20 protein-coding genes are annotated in these 19,110 nt (G+C 46.2%); all 20 read right to left on the bottom strand.

The genetic code is table 11. The features are described from left to right. Window positions 1-41 precede the first annotated feature (41 nt). The 20 genes from ABCW45_RS09435 to ABCW45_RS09340 all read right to left on the bottom strand — a co-directional run bounded on the left by ABCW45_RS09435 (window position 42) and on the right by ABCW45_RS09340 (window position 18,973). Window positions 42-200 (bottom strand): hypothetical protein, encoded by a 159-nt coding sequence (locus tag ABCW45_RS09435; RefSeq protein ID WP_181968492.1) that lies wholly within the window; start codon window positions 198-200, stop codon window positions 42-44. A gap of 23 nt (window positions 201-223) precedes the next feature. Next, window positions 224-1,012, bottom strand: coding sequence for an EAL domain-containing protein (locus tag ABCW45_RS09430; protein ID WP_343220713.1), 789 nt, complete (start codon window positions 1,010-1,012; stop codon window positions 224-226). A 69-nt stretch (window positions 1,013-1,081) separates the two neighbouring features. After that, the gene (gene lepB, locus ABCW45_RS09425; protein ID WP_117469893.1) at window positions 1,082-1,630 is read right to left on the bottom strand and encodes a signal peptidase I; all 549 of its coding nucleotides are present in this window, start codon (window positions 1,628-1,630) and stop codon (window positions 1,082-1,084) included. After that, a complete protein-coding gene (locus tag ABCW45_RS09420) occupies window positions 1,623-2,327 on the bottom strand; it encodes a hypothetical protein (protein ID WP_343220712.1) in 705 nt (234 codons plus the stop codon). Before ABCW45_RS09420 ends, lepB begins: the two co-directional genes overlap by 8 nt. A gap of 45 nt (window positions 2,328-2,372) precedes the next feature. Continuing rightward, window positions 2,373-2,603 (bottom strand): PepSY domain-containing protein, encoded by a 231-nt coding sequence (locus tag ABCW45_RS09415; protein WP_147326504.1) that lies wholly within the window; start codon window positions 2,601-2,603, stop codon window positions 2,373-2,375. Between the two features lie 634 nt (window positions 2,604-3,237). Continuing rightward, window positions 3,238-4,077 (bottom strand): tyrosine-type recombinase/integrase, encoded by an 840-nt coding sequence (locus tag ABCW45_RS09410; protein WP_181968083.1) that lies wholly within the window; start codon window positions 4,075-4,077, stop codon window positions 3,238-3,240. A 202-nt stretch (window positions 4,078-4,279) separates the two neighbouring features. After that, on the bottom strand, window positions 4,280-5,560 hold the full coding sequence (locus ABCW45_RS09405; RefSeq protein ID WP_343220746.1) for a glycosyl hydrolase family 65 domain-containing protein: 1,281 nt from the start codon (window positions 5,558-5,560) through the stop codon (window positions 4,280-4,282). Window positions 5,561-5,807: 247 nt separating this feature from the next. Beyond that, the gene (locus ABCW45_RS09400) at window positions 5,808-6,554 is read right to left on the bottom strand and encodes a PepSY domain-containing protein (RefSeq protein WP_343220711.1); all 747 of its coding nucleotides are present in this window, start codon (window positions 6,552-6,554) and stop codon (window positions 5,808-5,810) included. Between the two features lie 390 nt (window positions 6,555-6,944). Continuing rightward, window positions 6,945-7,712, bottom strand: coding sequence for a hypothetical protein (locus ABCW45_RS09395; protein WP_117567912.1), 768 nt, complete (start codon window positions 7,710-7,712; stop codon window positions 6,945-6,947). Further along, on the bottom strand, window positions 7,712-8,644 hold the full coding sequence (locus ABCW45_RS09390; RefSeq protein ID WP_015554928.1) for a hypothetical protein: 933 nt from the start codon (window positions 8,642-8,644) through the stop codon (window positions 7,712-7,714). Before ABCW45_RS09390 ends, ABCW45_RS09395 begins: the two co-directional genes overlap by 1 nt. Before the next feature lie 51 nt (window positions 8,645-8,695). Continuing rightward, window positions 8,696-8,866, bottom strand: a complete 171-nt coding sequence (locus tag ABCW45_RS09385) for a hypothetical protein (protein ID WP_165860058.1) — start codon at window positions 8,864-8,866, stop codon at window positions 8,696-8,698. 9 nt (window positions 8,867-8,875) lie between these two features. Next, complete coding sequence (locus ABCW45_RS09380) at window positions 8,876-10,234, bottom strand: YodL domain-containing protein (RefSeq protein ID WP_117484569.1); 1,359 nt, start codon at window positions 10,232-10,234, stop codon at window positions 8,876-8,878. A 117-nt stretch (window positions 10,235-10,351) separates the two neighbouring features. Continuing rightward, window positions 10,352-11,299, bottom strand: a complete 948-nt coding sequence (locus tag ABCW45_RS09375; protein WP_117484570.1) for a hypothetical protein — start codon at window positions 11,297-11,299, stop codon at window positions 10,352-10,354. Between the two features lie 123 nt (window positions 11,300-11,422). Next, window positions 11,423-12,673: a hypothetical protein gene (locus ABCW45_RS09370; RefSeq protein ID WP_343220710.1), complete on the bottom strand. Its 1,251-nt coding sequence runs from the start codon at window positions 12,671-12,673 to the stop codon at window positions 11,423-11,425. A 183-nt stretch (window positions 12,674-12,856) separates the two neighbouring features. After that, entirely contained in the window at window positions 12,857-14,824 is a 1,968-nt protein-coding gene (locus tag ABCW45_RS09365) for a recombinase family protein (protein ID WP_485020647.1), read from the bottom strand. Further along, window positions 14,796-15,026 carry a helix-turn-helix domain-containing protein gene (locus tag ABCW45_RS09360; RefSeq protein ID WP_040894231.1) on the bottom strand — a complete coding sequence of 77 codons (231 nt, stop codon included), beginning with the start codon at window positions 15,024-15,026 and terminating at the stop codon, window positions 14,796-14,798. Before ABCW45_RS09360 ends, ABCW45_RS09365 begins: the two co-directional genes overlap by 29 nt. Window positions 15,027-15,114: 88 nt before the next feature. Further along, window positions 15,115-15,300 (bottom strand): hypothetical protein, encoded by a 186-nt coding sequence (locus ABCW45_RS09355; RefSeq protein WP_117484572.1) that lies wholly within the window; start codon window positions 15,298-15,300, stop codon window positions 15,115-15,117. Between the two features lie 15 nt (window positions 15,301-15,315). Beyond that, window positions 15,316-16,605 (bottom strand): plasmid recombination protein, encoded by a 1,290-nt coding sequence (locus ABCW45_RS09350; RefSeq protein WP_117484573.1) that lies wholly within the window; start codon window positions 16,603-16,605, stop codon window positions 15,316-15,318. Window positions 16,606-16,986: 381 nt separating this feature from the next. Further along, window positions 16,987-18,378, bottom strand: coding sequence for a DNA primase family protein (locus ABCW45_RS09345; RefSeq protein WP_117484575.1), 1,392 nt, complete (start codon window positions 18,376-18,378; stop codon window positions 16,987-16,989). After that, the gene (locus ABCW45_RS09340) at window positions 18,353-18,973 is read right to left on the bottom strand and encodes a CHC2 zinc finger domain-containing protein (protein ID WP_039996408.1); all 621 of its coding nucleotides are present in this window, start codon (window positions 18,971-18,973) and stop codon (window positions 18,353-18,355) included. Before ABCW45_RS09340 ends, ABCW45_RS09345 begins: the two co-directional genes overlap by 26 nt. Window positions 18,974-19,110 lie beyond the last annotated feature (137 nt).

Below are 19,110 nucleotides of genomic sequence, written 5' to 3'. Positions count from 1 at the left end.
TTCTCTCCTTTTGCATCGTATTCATTAAAATCTATGTAAAATCAACAGGTACCTTTGCGTACCTGAAAATGTTCCGTCAGTTCTTTTAAGATCTGTGCCTGGTTTGCCAGTTCCGGGGATGCGGCTGCATTCTGCTCGGATACGGCAGAACTGTTCAGTTCCTCCCTGAGGGGTCTTGATCCATTGTTTTCCTTTTTCATCGGTTTCTCCTTCTTATCCTTATTTATTCTTCCAGGAAGTTCCTTTTTCCGTTTTCCTTAAGGAAGGTGAGAAGCTTCCCATAGCTGAGAGGCGGTGCGATGAGATACCCCTGCAGGTAATCACATCCCCAGGATGCCAGGGTTCTCGCCTGGTCCAGTGTCTCAATTCCTTCTGCCGTGACCTGGATGTTATGACGGTGTGCAATACGGATTATCTCTTCGACCAGATCCTCTGCCATCCTGCTTCCCTCCGTTTCCCAGACCAGTTCCTTATCGAGCTTCAGGGTCTGGAACGGGATCTGGGACAGCCGAAGCAGGTTGCTCTCCCCTTTGCCGAAGTCATCTAACGCCAGCCGGATCCCCTGGCTGCTCAGCTGTTCCACCATGCAGCTGAAATTCTCTGCATTCCTGACCTTGCACATCTCGGTGATCTCCATGCAGACCTCACTTCTTGATACTTCATACTTTCTGAGTATCTGCATGATGTTAGGTACGGTCTCCGGAACCTCACAGACCTCCGGGGATAAGTTGATGTTGATCCTCTTAAGTCCGTAGGCTCTCAGCTCCGGGATCCTTCTGCAGGCTTCCCGGAACACCCATCTGTCGATCTCAGCGATCCATCCTTCTTCTTCCGCTTTTGCTGCAAGCTGATCCATGTTGTAGTAATTGCCGTTTTTATCCTTCAGACGGAACAGGGCTTCCGCTCCCCAGATCCTCTTTTTCTCCACGTTGTAAAATGGCTGGAAAAAGCACTCCTTTTCCCCATGGAATGCCTTTTCGCCGATACAGCCATCCTCCTTCAACAGTTCCATGCCGTTCTCCTTATTTCTCATGTTGGTATTTTTCTTTTGTACGAAAGCTCCGGGCAGATTCCCGAATGGTCACTTTACCGATGACAGCCGGAACTGTGCGAGAACCTTCCCGGTAATCTCCCGCCTGCGGAATGCTCCAAGCTCTCTGCTGTCTTCTGACCTCGGGCGGTTATCCCCCAGACAGAAGTAGCATCCTTCCGGTACGGTATAGGGCAAGGTGATCCAGTCATCCCTGTCCTGTTCCCCGAACAGGATTTCCGTTTCCGCTGCCCGTTCCCCATTTCTGGTCAGGTGTCCCAGGTCATCCAGATCGATCACATCTCCCGGCTTGCCTGCAATGCGCTTTACAATGTCCCGTTCCAGATCCTGCCTGTGGATGACCACCACATCTCCATAATCCGGCTCCCGAAAGAGCCGTCTCTGGTACAGAAACAGATCTCCATCCCGGTAAGCGGGGCGCATGGATCTGCCGTGTACCATGCCGATGCCAAACATCCAGTAGAGCAGTACAAGTACCACGCCCAGGTGTGCACCGATGATCAGAAGCTCCATCCTGCGCTGTTTTCGTTTCTGCAGTTTCCGTTTCTTAAACTCCAGTTCAAATTCCAGCTCAGTCATGCGGTACTCCTGCACTTTCCAAAGAGTCTGTCTGCACCCCGTTTTCCGGGTCAAAGTCCAGTATCACATTGATGATCTGCCGGAAGTCCTGTAACTTCCTCCGCAGCTGCTCTGCCCGATTGTTTACCCCTTCCGCTTCCTCTTCTGCCTGCGCAAGGATTTCTGCTTTCTCTGCCTCCAGCCCCTCCTGGAACTCTTTCTTTATCTGCTCCAGCTCCGCTTCTTTCTGCGACTCCATTTTTAACAGGGCAGCTTCCCGTTCCTTCATCTGCTGTTCCCGCAGATGGTAAGCGGAAAGCTCGGTTTCCCGTTCAATGGCATTTTCCGAAATCCTGCTCAGCTTTTCTGCCAGCTCCTCATATTTCTTCTGCATGGTATTCTGCTGTTCCATCATCCGCTGGTTTTCCGATTCCAGGGAGTCCACCTTCATCAGAAGCTCTGCCATCTGCGTGGTCAGTGCTTCCTTTTCTTTCACCAGTCTCTGGTTCTTCTGGAGCAGGACACGGTGTTCTTCCTTCTTCTCTGTCTCCATCGACCGGATGAGCGTCTGCAGCAGTTCGCAGGTAGCTTCCTTGTCATAACCACGGAATGCTGTTTTCATCGAATCCAGCTGATCCATCAGGGTCTTTTCATTCACGGTCTCCACTGCTTCTTCCCCTGCCTGTACTCTGGCAGTCTTTCTGGTTTCCTCACTCATTCTGGTTTCCTTTCCGTTTTATCCTTAAGTATCTATTTTCATTCCTTACAGACAGCGTTCTGTCCTTTTGATAATGTTTCCATTCCTTGCATCCAGGATGATATCGTAAGAAGTCAGGTCGGCATACGCTTTCAGAAGGTACACCGGAATTCCTTCTTCATAGGAAAGAGCAGGAAAAACCCATAAATGGATCTTTTCTACCCGGGGTAACTCTCTGCCGGCAATCTGCATTGCCGTTTCTCTGCTGATCCTGTTCAGATGTTCCTTTCCTTCCATACGCATCATCACGTCTTTCGTTTTGTACTGAATTTCGTTACAAAATGTTTGCCCCCCCCGAAAAAATCCGGGAAGGGGAACATTTTAAAGGAGAATTCTGTTACACAATTCTTTTACACACATTATTCATAACGGAGGGCTGTTACTGTGGACTGCCACTGAGCGAACGATCTGCTCCATGCAAAGACAAGCTGCCGAATATTGGGGACAAAATTGTATGCGGGCAATATTTCCGGTCAATACCACATAATCTGCATTATGTGGTAGAAGCAGACAGGGATTGTCTTATGCAAAACGCCTTAAAAATACGTTTTATACAGTGAACGTATTGTGAAAATAGATCCTTTACGGATTCTGTATCAGATCTGCACAATTTTCTGCGAAAAAAGTCGAATTATATCATTGACATACAAATTTATTTTTGGTATATATGAATCGCAGAGAGAAATTATAGTACTTTTGGACAATGTTTCCAGGTAAGGAAACATACCATTATGTATAGACACAGCTTTTGGATACGATTCCTACCACATAATGCAGATTATGTGGTATTTTTGTTTTTCTGCCCCGATTTTTCTCACATCTGCTCTGATTCTTCTCTTATTCCGCTCTGATTCAGACCTGATCGGTAAGCTTATGTTACTAATCCCAGCACCTGCATCCGTCTTCCATGGTTCTTAACAGTGGTCATGGTATAGATCCTGGTCGTGTTGACATTGCTGTGTCCCAGTATATCCGCCAGGTAAAAAAGATCCTTCCATTTTTCCCAGAACACCCTGGCAAAAAGGTGGCGGAGGTTATGGGGGAATACCTTATCCGGACAGATTCCGGCTGCGGCACCGATGGCTTTCATCTGCGACCAGATATTACTGCGGTCCAGTGGATTCCCGAAGCGGCTGACGAACACACTTCCCTTACAGATCCCTTTTTTTCTGCAGTATTTGAGCAGCTTCTCCCTCAGCTCTTTCACCAGATACACCTGTCTTTTCTTTCCCTTGCAGGAAACCTCTGTTTTCCCGCTTTTCACAGCGGCTACGGTGATATATTTCAATTCACTGATCCGGATCCCGGTCGCTCCGATGGTCTCCATGATGAGTGCGGTCTGCTCCCGTCCCATCCGGTAAGCCTTTTCGATCAGCTTTTTGTATTCTGCCCTGCTCATTTCCTTTTCTGTGGAACGGAACATCTGCTTCTGTACCTTTACCGTCTTCACCCGGCTCTGCGTTTCTCCCATAAAGTCCAGAAATCCATTCAGGGCTACCAGCATGCTGTTTGCACTGCTCGTTTTGTAATGCTCCTGCAGCCATGCCTTGTAGGCGATCACTTTTTCCTTGGTAATGCTCCGGTTTTCTCCCATCCACTGCAGGAAGGTACGGATATCCCGCAGATATTTGTCAATGGTGGCGATGCTTTTTTCCCGATCCGCCAGATATCCCCTGTACTGCTTCAGTGTCTCTTCTCCGATTTCTGTCATTTTCACCAGTCTCCTTCCGTCCGGTTCTACCCGGGTCTTCCTGTCCACATTATGGTATACCGGATGGTGGATTCCTATCCTTTTTCCAGCAATAACGAGTTTGCCTGCGGACTCTTTGCGCATGAGCAGTGTTCAAAGCAAAACAACCTGTACACTCCTTAGAGTGCACAGGTTGTTCCTGTCTGCGTTCTGTCATGCTGTTTTATTCCGGGGAATGGAGCGGGAAGATCCTGCTCACGGTGCCATCCAGGCACACCGCTTCCCCACGGAAGCTAAGCGGTACCGGGTGGCTGCTCCTGTTATTGACGGTCAGCGCATTCTTCGTTACCTTGATATCCAGGGTGCTTTTCCGGTAACAGATGCGGAATTTCACGCTTTCCCACGTTTCGGGAAGGCAGGGATCGATCCGCAGGGCATCTTCCTCGATCCGTACCCCGCAGAAGCCCTCTACCACACACTGCCAGATGCCGCCCATGCAGGCTGCATAGATTCCTGCCGGTGCATTCTCTCCATCGGAGCTCAGATCCACATCGCAGCACTGGCGGAACAGCTCATAGGCTTCCTGTGTCCTTCCCAAGGAAGCTGCCATCAGGGAATGGGTGGCAAAGCTGTAGGATGCTTCATGGAGCGTGTGTTTTTCATAAAACTCGTAGTTTTTCTCCCGTACCTGCCTGCGCTGTGTCCCACCGGCTTCTTCCGGGAGTTCCGGGAACAGCTGCAATAGCAGGACGAGGTCTGCCTGTTTATGCACCCGGAAGCTCTCAAGCTCCATAACGGTATGTTCCTTCCGTATTTCGGCGGCTGCGTTTTTTCCAAAGCTCTTGTAGTAGCTAAGATCCATCTCCTGCAGCTTCCCGTAACCGGCAAACTGGGGAAGGATGCCATCCTTTCCCACAGGCGGCAGATATATTCCTTCCGCCGCCCTGCGGATCTTTGGCAGCATCTCACAGATCTCCCAGCGGTTATTCAGCTCTTCCAGATATTCCGGATCCTCTTTTTCCAGTCTTTCTGCGATCTGCACCGCCAGGCGGAGGTTATTCCGTGCCATGTAGTTGGTATAGGTATTGTCCGTCAACCGCTGTTTGTACTCATCCGGTCCGATCACATCACGGATATGGCATACCCTGCCATCCTCGTCCCATTCCACACGGTCTGCCCAGAATACTGCAGTAGCCAGAATGATCTCATCGCCCCACTGCTTCATGAACTCTTCATCACCAGTAGCCTGATAATATTTCCATACGGCATGGCTGATATCTGCTGAGATATGCAGTTCCTTTTTCCCGGTATAGATGGCGGTTCTCTCCCCTGTCTGCGGATCTGCCATGCCTCTTTCCGGGGTGGTCTCCCCGTACTCCGGTCTGGCAGCCTCCCAGGGATACATGGCTCCCTTATATCCGTTTCGGTATGCCTTGGTCTTCGCTCCCTGTAAGCCCCTGCCACGGTAGATGAGCAGACGCTTTGCCTCCGCAGGTTCTGATATCCTCTCCGGATGAGGCTGCTGGATGCATGGTGTGCCGTCTGTCTCCCGACACGCAGGTAATCACCGACCTGGGTGATGGTCCTTGGGTGGCTCCCTTTTCCTACGGCGGACAAAAACCGCATATCCGAGCTGTTTAAGTCTGCATACCGGTCATTGGCCGCAATACGGTCTTCCATCTCGATAAAGTTATAGAATAAATCTGTTAACTGCTCATTGATAATCTTTGTACGCAACTACTTCTCCTGTCTTAACGGACCTTCTCAGCATCCCACTCCATTACGGATCCGGTCGATGCATCAATCGTGAATTCGTATTCCGTTCCACCGTAGATGATCTTTCCTTCATATTCCGGACGTCCGTCATCATAATCAAGCTTCCATTCATAGAGATCCTTGTCTGTTGCACCGCTTACACGGTCAAGGGCTGTTTTCTTTGCATCTGCCTCACTGACCGTAACGTTCCTGCTGTCTGCTCCCATCGTTTTTTCTTCATATGCGGAGCTGATGATCTCTCCGGTGTCTGTCGCAATCTCATAGTCATACTTGGCACCGCCTGCATACCATTCAATGTCATATACCTGACGTCCGTCTTCATAATCAAGCTTTGACTTGGTGATCGTTGCATCCGCTGCCTTCACTCCGGCATGCTCCAGTGCAATCTTCTGTGCTGCTGCTTCATCCACGGTTCCGGTACCTGTTGCATTCTGTGCCGGAGCAGCGGCTGAGGTCTGTGCCGGAGCAGGGGCAGCGGAGTCTGCTACCTCCGTCTGTGTCCCGGAAGCCTGTGCATTCTGTTCCTGGCTGCTCATTTCCATGACAGCTCCTGTCTCTGCATTGATCGTGTAGGAGTAGGCATACTCTCCGGAAGTAAATTCCACCTTATAGCAGGCCACTCCCGCCACCTCACTTAAGGTCGTGGCTGAAATGTCTGCATCTGCCGCTTCAATATCCGCTGCTTTTAACGCCGCTTCCTGTGCCTCCTCCATAGGGATCATCTGTGTCTGCTCCTTCGTCTGCTCCTGGCTGCTTTGCTACGGAATACTTGCCGCTGCATTATCTCTGCATCCGGTCAGGGTCATTGCAAGTGCAAATGCCGCTCCGGTAAAAATCCATTTCTTTCTCATACTCTTTCTTATCCTCCTATCAGATTGGAATGCGTAAAGTGTAGCCGATATCCTGCCAGATTACAAGTGAAATTTTTGTGTACAGGGTATATTTGTAAAAATCTAACAAATATAGTAACACTTGCAATACCGTAAATTGCGCCGCCCATGCCTCTTTTTACGGATTCCCTGATTGTCTCCATTTTGTATAACAAAAGGCAGTCCACTATGGACTACCCTGATAAAAATAAAAAGCAGCAAATTCCGGCAATCCACTCCTTACTATGTATTATCCTTCAACCCATAACACTGGTATAGCATTTCTGTCATTTTCTTCTTATCTGTTCCCCTTATACCCAAGGACTTTAAATCCACTGTTTCATCAGCTATTTCAGATAAGAACTTTTTCATATCCTCTGCTATTTCCGGACTGAGGACTTGCCTTGTATTGGCTGTGATTAACTGTGCTAATCGGAACACATCGTTTTTATGTTTCTTTATGTTTTTGCTATCGACCTGCTCTCCATTCAACTTGCGTTCCTTTAAATCCAGCCATGCTTTCGTCTTAAATGGAATCAGGCAAGTCGGACTTAATACCGGAATGCCATCAACCATCATTTGTCCGGTTTTTAACAATTCATAATATGCTTCATTTAAAAGGATTGCCGACAAACTGGATATTTCATCATCGATCGGAAGCGGAGTGAGAACTGCATCATCTTCCAATATAATAAAATCCGGATTTCTGGAAAATATTTCTATCATATATGGATATTCTTTACTTTTCGGAGATGTGAAACGATAAAACTGTGCATTTCCAGTGCTTTTATTCAAATGCTCATATCCTGCTTCTTTGACATACTCCCAAAACTGCCTGCCAAACTCCGCTGTTATGGATTCAACAATCAATACAATATCTACATCTTTTGTAGCACGAAATGGTAATTCTTCATTTTCCATAATCAAATCACACGCCGTCCCACCGATGATGACATATTGATTTTCAAAACCTTGAAATCTTTCCTTAAATTTTGTAAATCCACTGACCATTACTCATGCAACCTTCTTTCCTGCAATTCATCTACTGCTTCTTCAATTCTTTCATCATTTGTATTTGTAAAAGATAAAACAAGTGAAATATCATCAGCACTGTTATCCTCTGAAAATTGTTTTGGGTTGTATGCCCATAATTCAAGGCTGACCTGTTTATCCGGGTCTATCAATTCATCAGTCAGCAAGGCTTTATCATAATCTTTCTCACTAATTGCATAGGTAACAACTCGGCTTGGATTTAGCATTGTTTTTTTAGAAAGTGCTGTTTCCCCTGCAAAGACCATATTTTCTGTAACTTGCGTCTTATCTATATATCCTGTTTTTCGAACAGGAGTCGTCAAATATACTTTTGCTTTTTCAAATAATTCATCTCGCTTATATTTTGACTCAATAAACTTATTGACACCGTCTTTTGCTACAAGAAACAAATCTGTCGTTTCCAACTGCTTCACTGCTCTGGTCAAGGTCATTGCTGTAAACGGAAGCACTTTTCCGGCTTCTGAAGTATACAATCGTTTTTTCTTACTGTACAGATAAAATAAAAACAACTGCTGCGTGGAGTAAACAAACTTACTCGTCAGCTTTTGGGGTTCTTTTTCATCAGAAAGCATTGTCCCAATGAAAGGAAGAAAGACCTGCTTATCAGTAATAAATGGTATATTATTTTCTATAAGGCTTTTTCTTCGATAATTTGATACCGTTGTAAGTTCAAATACGACTGGCACATTATCAATCTGCTGTATTTTTACAATTTGTTTTTTCAATGCCGGAAGTGTGGCAAGTTCTTCTGTTGGAGCAAGCATTATACAGCGTCTGTTTCCAATATATGCTGTATGAAAATCATAACTCCCTGCAATATAAACAGGCAAAGAATCCTGATGATTCCATGCTTCATATTTTATAGAAATCCCGAATACGCTTGTAAGCATATTTCTCATTCTCCTTTTAACTTAATTTGTTTTATTTTAACTTAGCCAATGTTAAAAGTCAAGTTTTTGAGTTATTTTGAATTTATATTTCCTTTTTCCGTGACCGGATACTGGTTCAATAATGTCTGCCTTTGAAAGGCTTACCTGAACTTTCTGTCTTTCGTTATAGAATGATGTGGAAGTTTCGGTAACAGAGATATTCTGACCTACATAAGTAACCAAACTAATTGTCTACATCTCCCTGCTATTCTTTTTAACTTTATTCTGATCCTGCGGATCTCTGACTTGTTTTTCCGAAACTTCACATTGCTTTGTGCAAAGACGCTCTTTCAACGATATGCGACCCTGCTGCAGCTTCTGCTTATCTTCTTTACGATTAAATTTTTCCACACCATTGTTAAGCACATTGTCAATCATGTTATAATTCTGCTCTTCCATTTCCTCGACCTTCGCAAGCGGCTTGTACTCTGCCAGTTTTACAAGCAGCTCTTTGGCTCTCTGCTCACTGTTCTCATCGGTGCCTTCTTCTATGGAAGTCTGCAAAAAATTCCGCAAATGTCCGATGTTTCCATTGCGTATATCTTCTGCGATCCTTTGCACCTGCGCTTCCTGATCCGATACTGTATCGCTATACTCATAAGGATCCATCTCATAGGATAACCGGTCAAGTTCTCCCGCAAGTGCCTGTATTTTCTGCTCTTTCGTTTCCCGGTCATTGACCTCTTTCTCCGGGAATGCTTCTACCAGCTTTTTAATAGCGTCCTGCACGCTCGGATGATCTCTCACATCCGGCATATAGTTGAGAAAATCTACATCAATCGTCTTTCCGGTAAGAAGATCCACCTGGTCATCCTCCAGGCAGTCGGTTCCCTCTACATGAAGATTCACTCCGATTGCCGGAACTCCATTTAACCGTGCCGGATCCATTTTCCGGTAAATCCGGATAGCATCTTCAATGGTTGGAATATCCTTATAATATGCTCCGATGCCATGAAATTCTCCACACTCTGCCACAGTAAATGTGACCGTAAGATCTTCTGCTTTCTCTTCCAGTTCATGCAGAAATTGTGGCAGACCGGTAAATCCGAACGTATCCACAAAATGTGCGCTGTTTTCTCTGTTTTCATGCAGTACCACAATGTCACTGACAGAAAGAGAATGTGCCTTGTAGTCTGCCGGGTGGTCATTATTGAACTTCGTATAGATGGCTTCCAGTGTTTCCCCCTGCGTCCTTCCCCGGAATTCAGACAATTCCCCCATATACACCTGTTCATAATTCTCCGGCACTATGGTATCAAAATTATACTTGGTGATTCCCATACGTTTCAGACTTTCCGTTCCTTCAAAGCGGAACTTATCCAGTTCAGGATTATTCTTTAACTGGTAAATGCCATATTTATCCATACTTCCATGGAGTAACTGTGCAGCCTTTCGTGCATCAGAAGCTTCTTGCTGTTTCTGTGATTTATTGATTTCTGTCTCCGAATCCTGCAATGCATCAATCCCTTTCTGCGCATCCATCATAGTAAGCTCCACATCCTTGTCTGTAAGTTCCTGTACTTTTTGTTTTTCTGTCTGATTATCTGTCATAGATTACCTCCATTTTTGCATGATAAAAGGCAGCCCACAATGGACTGCCTTGATAAAAGAAAAAGCAGCAAATCATTTACTGATCTACTGCTTGTTTCTTTGGTATTTACTTGTTACTTATGCCATCACGGGTTCTTTCTTCTTAACGATTGCTTCCACAACCTCCACACTGGTTTCTGCCACGTCTGCGATCTGATCTAATGTATAACCTTTTTTATACATATTCATAATAAATTTTTCACTCGTTTTTTCTGTGGCTCTTTCTTCAATTCCTGTACTCAGATTACACATAATTCTCACATCCTCTCTAAATTCACTGCTGATTGGGATATTATACTCATGTTCTATAATATCCAGTTTTTCCTGCTCTTTCAATTCGCTTGAGAGAAGTGCACCAATCAAACGATGCATTTCATATTTTTCCTCATGATCTGGAATATCATTCGTAATTCCAATTAAAACGATATTCAGCAGATCCATATTGCCCTTCCAGTCATATGGACTCAGCATCTCATCCTTCGTAAGATGAATATGGCTTAAGCTGTTGCAATCCATATTCATGCAGATCCAAATGCTGAATACCTGTTTTATGTCATCATAATTCGTGTTTACAAAATCTCTCTCTTTTTGTGAAGAGACAAGCCTGCTCACATAAAAGATTGCCCGATTTAATAGCTTATATTTGTCGGGTTCATCCTTTTGAGCTTCGACATTCACGATAATCTGGGAAAGACCATTTTTCATGCGGACATAAAAAATAATATCGAATCTGACCAGTCCCTCATTGATCTCGGCATTCTCTGTATTTAGTCCAACAATCCTCTGCCCAGTGGCATCTATTTTTTCTACATTCGTCAATCCTGGTTCAACCGGTACAATCCCAACTTTTGGTTCACCTTCAATGTATGTTACTACATCCTCCGGCTTCATTCCCTTGAACTCGTCAACTGTCTTTACCAAAATATGTGCCAGAATATTCTTTTGTGCTAATATCCTTTTGACACGGGCATCATACTGTGCTTTATCTCCCGCTGCATTCACAGCATTTGTTATTTCTGTATTCAAGTCGGCATTCCTCCTTTTGTACTGTGCATAGCACCTTTCTATTTCCTCAAAAGGCTCTCTGCCTTAATATTATTATAAGCGAGAGCCTGTGCGGAATCAACTGAATTTTCCATAAACATTTTTCTATCGTATCGTTTCATTTCCTCTTGTCTTATCCACTGCATCCCTTCCTGCAGGTATCCCGGACACCCTTGCCTTCATTTCGGTGAGTCTCCCCTTCAATGAAGTCCGTTCTGCTGGTCGGTCTGCAAGTTTTCTTTCCGGTTCTGCTTCCTGCCCTTCCTCGTCCATTCCAATCGCATCATTCCCCTTTTCATCCATGTTCAGAAGAGCATTCAGGGCAGTCAGACGATCCAGCTTCTCACTAAGCTCCGCTTCCTGTGCAAACGGCTTATTTACCTCTGCTTTCGCTGTTTCCAGCTGATGTTCCACATTGGAAAGTTTCGTCTGTGCTTCCTCAAGCTGTGCCGGCATTGCTTCCAGTGCATTGTTGATACGGGTAATATTGCCGAGGGGATCAGCGCCGACTTCCATCGGATGGCTCATGGCACCTTTGACATTCATCACGAATTTATTGTTGAAAGAATCAAAGGTCACATTCAGCTTAAATCCAAGATATTCCCCCACATCGGCACTGGCATTGATGCCCCTGATTTCCTTACACATGGCAATGATGGCAGTTCCGGCTTCTTTTTTATCGGTATATGCCTTTCCCCCGATGGTTATAGAGAACTGTTCTTTATCTAATGGCTTATTCTGCTCATATTTTTGCATATCCGCAGTAAAACCATTGATCCGCTCCTTGAAAATAGCGATCTGCTGCGGGTAATGCTTGGTAATGTTATCTTCCAGACGGTATTTCTGGCTTGTATGGTTCGCCTTCATCAGTTTCAGCTTCGATACCTGAATGTCCAGATCCATCTTTTCCTTGATATATGGGTTGCCTGTGGCAAGTGCCTTTACCTCTGCATAGGAAAGTGCCGCTTCATCCACATCCTCGCAGCTTCGCACCGGGGATTTACTGGTCATGATCTGGCCGATGAATTTCTGCTTGTTCTCTATGAGCTGCCAGGAGTAACTGTCAAACGTACCTTCCGTAACATAACGAAAGATCTTAACCTTGTCATTCTGATTGCCCTGTCGTAAGATTCGTCCCTCCTGCTGTTCAATGTCAGAAGGTCTCCACGGCACATCCAGATGGTGCAGTGCGATAAGCCTGTCCTGCACATTGGTTCCGGCTCCCATTTTTGCTGTGGAACCCAATAAAAAACGAACCTGTCCGCTTCTTACTTTTGCAAACAGCTCCGCTTTTCTCAGTTCTGTATTCGCATCATGGATAAATGCAATTTCTCCTTCCGGTACTCCCTTTTCCATGAGTTTATTCTTGATGTCCTTCTATTTGCAAGGCTTTCCTACACAATGGAAACACGTTCTTTCGCAAATCTGTTCATTTATCAGGCTTTTTAGCTTAAAAAAATTTTTTTCACACATACAAAAAAAGAGAAGACAGATACAATCTCCATCTTCTCTCACTGAATTTTTATACAGTATTACAATTTATATCATCCTGAAATGCTTAAATGCTTCCATAATCAGCTCACGCTTTTCATCAGGACATTGTGGCACCTTGTGCCCTTCCGCACCTGTATTATAGTTTTCACGCTTCTCAAATCCGCATGAATCTTTCACCTGTGCAATATACAGATTCGATACAGAAACATTATACTGTTCCTTTATCCATGATTTTATCTCTGCATACGTTGCTGAACCCTTTGTATTACGCATATATTCGTTATCTTTAGGCTCATAATCAACATACTCATATTCAATATTCCTATCATCGACCATTTTCCTACCCAAAAGGACAACAGTCTCGACAGTTGTTTCAGTTTCCAAGGGAAGTTCTTTCACTTCCTCACCATCAACAGGCACAGGAAAATTGAATACGATCTTCTTTATCCAGCTTCCGTCTTTCCTTTTCTCCGGGAACATCTCAATTCGCTCGATAAAGGCCTTCATAAACTCCTTCTGCTCCGCTTCCGTTGCGGAATGGTAGACTTCATCAAATGCCAGCAACAAGCGATAGATATTGTCTCCGGAAATCTTCTCCTGCTGGATGCTGCGGATCTGACTTTGCAATTCGCCAATCTGAACTTCGATTTCCTCTATGGTATCATACTGCTCATCATAGCGGCGCTGCAAGTCCAAAATCTTTCTGTCATAGTGGGCATCATTGATGTCCAAGGTATCCATCTGACGCTCCAAGCGGCTTTTCGTTCCAAAGGCTTGCTTTAGCCGCCCTTGTAGGACAGCAATCTGCCGTTCCATATCTTCTGTATCAACTGCTGTTCCGATTTTCGCCTGAATCGCTTCTACAAACCGTGGATTATTGACCATAGCGGAGATAACCTTCGCCACAAATTTGTTGATTTCCGTCTGCTCGATATTCAGACGGAAACTGCACTCATGCCCTGTCGGTGTAACCGTATTTTTGCAGTAGTAATAATACCGTGTTTTCTTGTCCTTGCTGTGCGCCTTGGCGATATTGCCGTACATACTCTTTCCGCAGCATGGGCATTTCAAGATACCGGACAGGATGTGTGCGTGGTCTGGATTGTTAACCTTTTCCCTCTTAAAGAAATTGATCTTGCGCTTTTCCTGTGCCAGATACCAATCCTCTTCGGAAATGATAGCTTCGTGTTGTCCTTCATAAACCGGGAACTCCGACTGCTCAACCACGTGCATCTCGTTTCTTGTACCCTGTTTCTTTTCTGTTCTTCGTCTGCCGTAAGCAATCTTTCCCATATAAACAGGATTGTACAATACATTTTTCACAAAATCTCTTGAAAATCCCGGAATGGTATTATTCTGTCTTAGTTTCTTAGTATAACCATTGCGGTTCAGATATTTTGCAACTCCTGCAACACCCTCATTAGTGTGAATGTAGCGGTCATAAATGACACGAATTACTTCCACTTCATCCTCTGCAATGACAAGGTTTCCATTTTCCAGTTTGTATCCATATGGAGCGAAACCGCCGTTCCATTTGCCCTCACGAGCCTTTTGCTCACGTCCTGCCATTGTCTGTGTGCGGATATTTTCTCGCTCAATCTCTGCCACCGCAGACAGCACAGAGATCATCAGCTTTCCTGCATCCTTGGAGCTGTCAATGCCATCCTCCACGCAGATCAGATTGACACCGAAATCCTGCATGAGTTGCAAAGAGTTCAGAACGTCCGCTGCATTTCTGCCAAATCGGGACAGCTTAAAGACCAACACATAAGAAACATCATCTTTGCCGTCCTGGATGTCATTCAGCATCCGTTGAAACTCCTGCCGTCCTTGGATGTTCTTGCCGGAAAATCCTTCGTCAGAATACTCCCCGGCAACGATCATATCCTCGTATGCCGCATACTTCCGCAGCTTGTCACGTTGGGCATCCAAACTGTACCCGTCAACCTGCATGGAGGTGGACACTCTCGTATATAGATAACATTTAAGTTGTTTCTTTTTCAGAATCGCCACCTCCTTCGTTCATTTCTTTTACCACAAGTCCTTCGTTACGGATATAATACTCCAAAAGCCACAGCACATAATCCGGTGCATGGCGGTTGTCCAATTCCCACTCGGTCATCGTCCGGTATGGGATATGAACCAACTTGCAAAAGTCCTTCCGGTTTAATCCCGTGCTTTCCCGCAACTTTATAATTCTGTTTTTACAATCCATCTGCCTATCTCCCTAAAAGCAAAAATACACGTTGCGTACATATTATAGCATATCCGCAACAAGTACGCAACGTGTAAATTGTAAATTTTTACGCAGCCTTATCCGTCAAAGGCTGCGCTTGATTACTTTCCTCGGAATGCTCCACTTCCTGCGAAGCGTCCTGTTCCAATTTATCCAAAACCTGATGTCCATATTTCTGGAGCATCTGGCTCATAACATCCACACAGCGGTCAAATGCCGCATTATATTTCGCTTCCTCATAATATTTCTTCAATAGGCAATTCCTCCGTCAAAGTTCCATATCCTGCCCACGCTTCCGGGCAGGTGCTTTGTGTTCCTGTGTTTCCTTTCCTCTGCTGAGGACAACATCAAGAAAAGCCCGAACCCTTTCGGATGCGATTTCCAGTGCATCCAAGAAGGGCTGGGCTTTCTTTTTCAGCTCTTGATATTGTTCATGCAACGCATCGTACCGCTGCTTCCATGTTTTTGCACTTTTCTCCGCTTGCTCGAATTTCTGCTTGTACTTGATCTTCTCTGCCTTTTCCGCAAAGCTACTGACAGCATAATCTTTGAGTGTGCGGCATTCATCCGGTGTCAGAGTGATATTGTTTCCGAATGTGGCCTTTTTGCCCATCGCTTCAATATCCTGCACCGTCAGTGCAAGAGTCTTTGCCGTCTTGGTTTCCTTTTGCAGCGCTTCCAGTTTCCTTTTCTGTTTCTCCGTGGCAGCTTTGGCATTCTCCAAACTCTGCTCCGCCTGTGCCACCTGTCCGGTCACAGCTTCCAAACGCTGCTGTTCTGCCTGCACCTTGAACTGTGTCACCGTCAGATGTTCCTCGGTGCTTCCACGCTCTCCACGCTTCACATCGGTATATCCGGCAGCTCGCATGAAATGAAAAAAGTCATCCTGCAACACACTGTAGGACGACTTCAAAATCTTTTTTCCGTTTGCATTGAGCATGGGATTTCCGTTTTCATCAAGCAACGGCTTGGAGTCCCATTTCTTACTTCGGCTGACCTGTGTAATTGTTTCCTTTACCGTTCCCCGGAGTGCTTCATCCTTACACCGCTTCGACCAAAGAATCTGCTTTTCCACCACCGGGATATAAACCACATGAAGGTGATAGTGGTACACATCCTCGCCAAGAGCTTCGGACATTGCCCGGTTGCGCTCATCGGCGTGCATCACAGCGGAGAGGATATACTGCTCACCACCCACGATCTCCACAGCGGCTTTATAGGCATCGGTATAAAACTGTTTCGCAAATTCATAGCCGCCGTGGTTGTAGAAATAGGCGGAGTTCACATCAAACACCAACTCGCCGTATTTCACAGCATCCGGTTTCAGACCTCTTGTGGAGATCACATTATCATGCTCCATCTGCTCAAACATTTTCACATAATCATCCGTGGGGGCTTTGAAATGAACGTTCAGAGAAGTGCGCTCCGGCACGATGTCCTGATTGCTGTAGCTGTCCTTTTCACGCTCATTGTGTTCCTGTACCTTCGCCACATCCGCAGGCGTTTTCAAGTCCTGATTTCTGGCTATGGTACGGTCTATTCCATCATTTCTTGCCATTGGATTTTTGTCCTTTCTTTGAGATTTGCAGACAGTGGGGAGCTACGGAGAGGCACTTTTTCAAAGTGTAATAACCCACTATGACACTTTCATCCATACTGGCTGCAAAGTGCCGTGGGCTCTCCGAGGGCTCTCCCGAGGGGGAATGCGGTCACTGCGGTGACCTCTGCTGACCAAGGCGAAAATGTCTGCGCCTTTTCCCATGGTCAGCCCCGTCTGCATGAAGCTGTTCTGTGTCAACTTCCTCTTGCAGCCGATGTCCACAGACACTTTTTCAAAAGCCTGTGGACATAGAAACAGCCCGAACGAGAGGATGTGTGCTGTTTCTATAACGAGCGTTTCACGCTCTTTTGCTGCGTACATACGTACCAGCAATGGGATTTACTCGACCTGCCGCCATTCCTCCGGAATGTCCTCCGGTACGTACGTACACGGCGAATCTCCGTAAAACCCATTTATATGAGGTCGTGCAATGGCTTCCACTCCCATGAATCCCCAAACCCGCCGTCCGGCAGAGTTGGTGATATTGTTGCAATGTTCCAGATTGAATCTCCCGGCATTGGCAATCATGGCGTCGCTGAAGCTGCGAGCTTTCAGCGGTGCAAGGGAATTTTCTTCGCACCACATCCGGTAGATTTCATAGAAATCCTTGGAACTGATGGACGCATCCGCTTTACGCTGGATGTATCCCTCGGAATCCATGAAATCAAAGATATTGTTGTTGTCACGCTTGACCGCTTCCCGGTTTTCCCGGATACGCTCACTCTCCGTAAACTTAAAGTTGTTGGCAACAAGCCGCTGTAAGCCTTCAAATGCCCACAGGAAGATACCCTCGGATTCGACTTTCATCTTCTCCGCAAGGTCGGGATCGTCAGCTCTGTCCACTGGCTTTTCCTTGGTGGTCAGCACAAGCTGTCTGCGATAAAATCCGTCACTGCGGTCATACAAGGCTTGCAGATCACCGTTGCTGAATGCCAGCAATCGGGCGAACATCCAACCCTGATAACTCTGCTTGCCTTTGCGTTCCAAATCCATCTTGCCCTGTGCGGTGACAATGGATTTTACATAGTTGGTCTGGCGCAGAACTTCCATCCGCATATCATCATCCACGCACAGGAGAATGTGTTCCAAATCGGCACGGGCGAAGCGGTTTTCAGAAATCTTGCCGATGCTGCCGTCTTTCATATTCGTGCCGAAGATGGTAGACAGTACCGCACCGATTTGAGATTTACCCTCGCCGCCGTTGCCTTTAATCACCATCATGCGCTGCCCCTTGTTGGAGGGAATCAGGCAATAGCCGATAAACTCCTGCAAAGTTGGAATGTCCTCGGCGTAAAGCAACCCATCCAGAAAGTTCAGCCAGATCACCGGCGCAGTAGCATCGGGATTGTAAGCAACCGGCAAACGGCTCCGCACGATAGCCGGTCTGCCCTCGGTAAATGTGCCGTTCAATAGCAGCGTACCGTTGGACAAATGAATCCGATCCTGCTCCGGTGGAAAGTCCGGCACTTGCGCTTCCAGTTTCAGCACTTCCAGAATGTTGGTGATCTTCCGGGGGATATTGTTTACGGCACAGAATTTCAGCTTGTCGTAAATCTCCCCACGCAGAGGAAGATCGTCCGTCACTCGACCATCGGGCGTGAAAAAAGCTCCGTTTGCGAAGATGATCCTGCGCTCTTGCAGAAATTCTTCACAAAACAGAGCTTCGTTGATGTTCTGCCCGTCAAACCACATGGGCAAGTTCATATCAGGCGTTTTCCGGTTCTTCGCCATGGTGCGCCACCTCCTTTTTCTTTCGTGCGGTATACTCTTGCAGAAAAGCAATTTTGCCGTCCTGCATCAGCTTGTCCACCAATGCCACCCGTTCTTCCAGATCACCCACCGTCAGCACATCTGCCATATATTCGATATGGCAGTGCATCTGGCAGGCTTCCACAAAACGGTCATCCAGAGCATCTTCCGGTGTCTTGGGAGCATAGCGCACTTTCCAATCTTCCAACAGATGCAAATAATCCGTCAGCACCCGGAAGCACAGCATTTCATCCTCCCGGAACTGACGGATATAGGGACGCTTCGGCTTGACCATAGCTGCGGCAGTGGGCGGTTTCGGGTCAAGCCCGAAGTCCAAAGCCAGCTTTTGCGCTGCTTCATAACTGCTCAGATTGAACAGCCTTGCCACAAGGTCGATCACATCCCCTTTGGCTCCGCAGCCGAAGCAGAAAAAATAGTCCTCATTCAGCTTCAAGCTCGGATGCCTGTCGTTGTGGAACGGGCAGCAAGCCATGCCGTTGTGGCTCACTTTCAGCCCGTAGTGTTCGGCGGCTTGCTTGACGCTGATTGCCGCCTTGATGGTTTCATAGATTGTCATAGAAAACCCTCCGTTCATAATATTCTGGAAAGCACGAAGCAGCCGCCGTGATTGGCAGGTGCTTCGCTCCTTCTATTATGGTTATGACGGATTTTTCAAAAAACAGGCTAATCGGAGGACAACCCCGTTTCAAAAAA

Source organism: Pilosibacter fragilis, assembly GCF_032490495.1.
Classification (GTDB): Bacteria; Bacillota; Clostridia; order Lachnospirales; family Lachnospiraceae; genus Pilosibacter; species Pilosibacter fragilis.
Note: the sequence above shows the minus strand (reverse complement) of the source record. Positions and strands in the feature narration are given on the sequence as shown.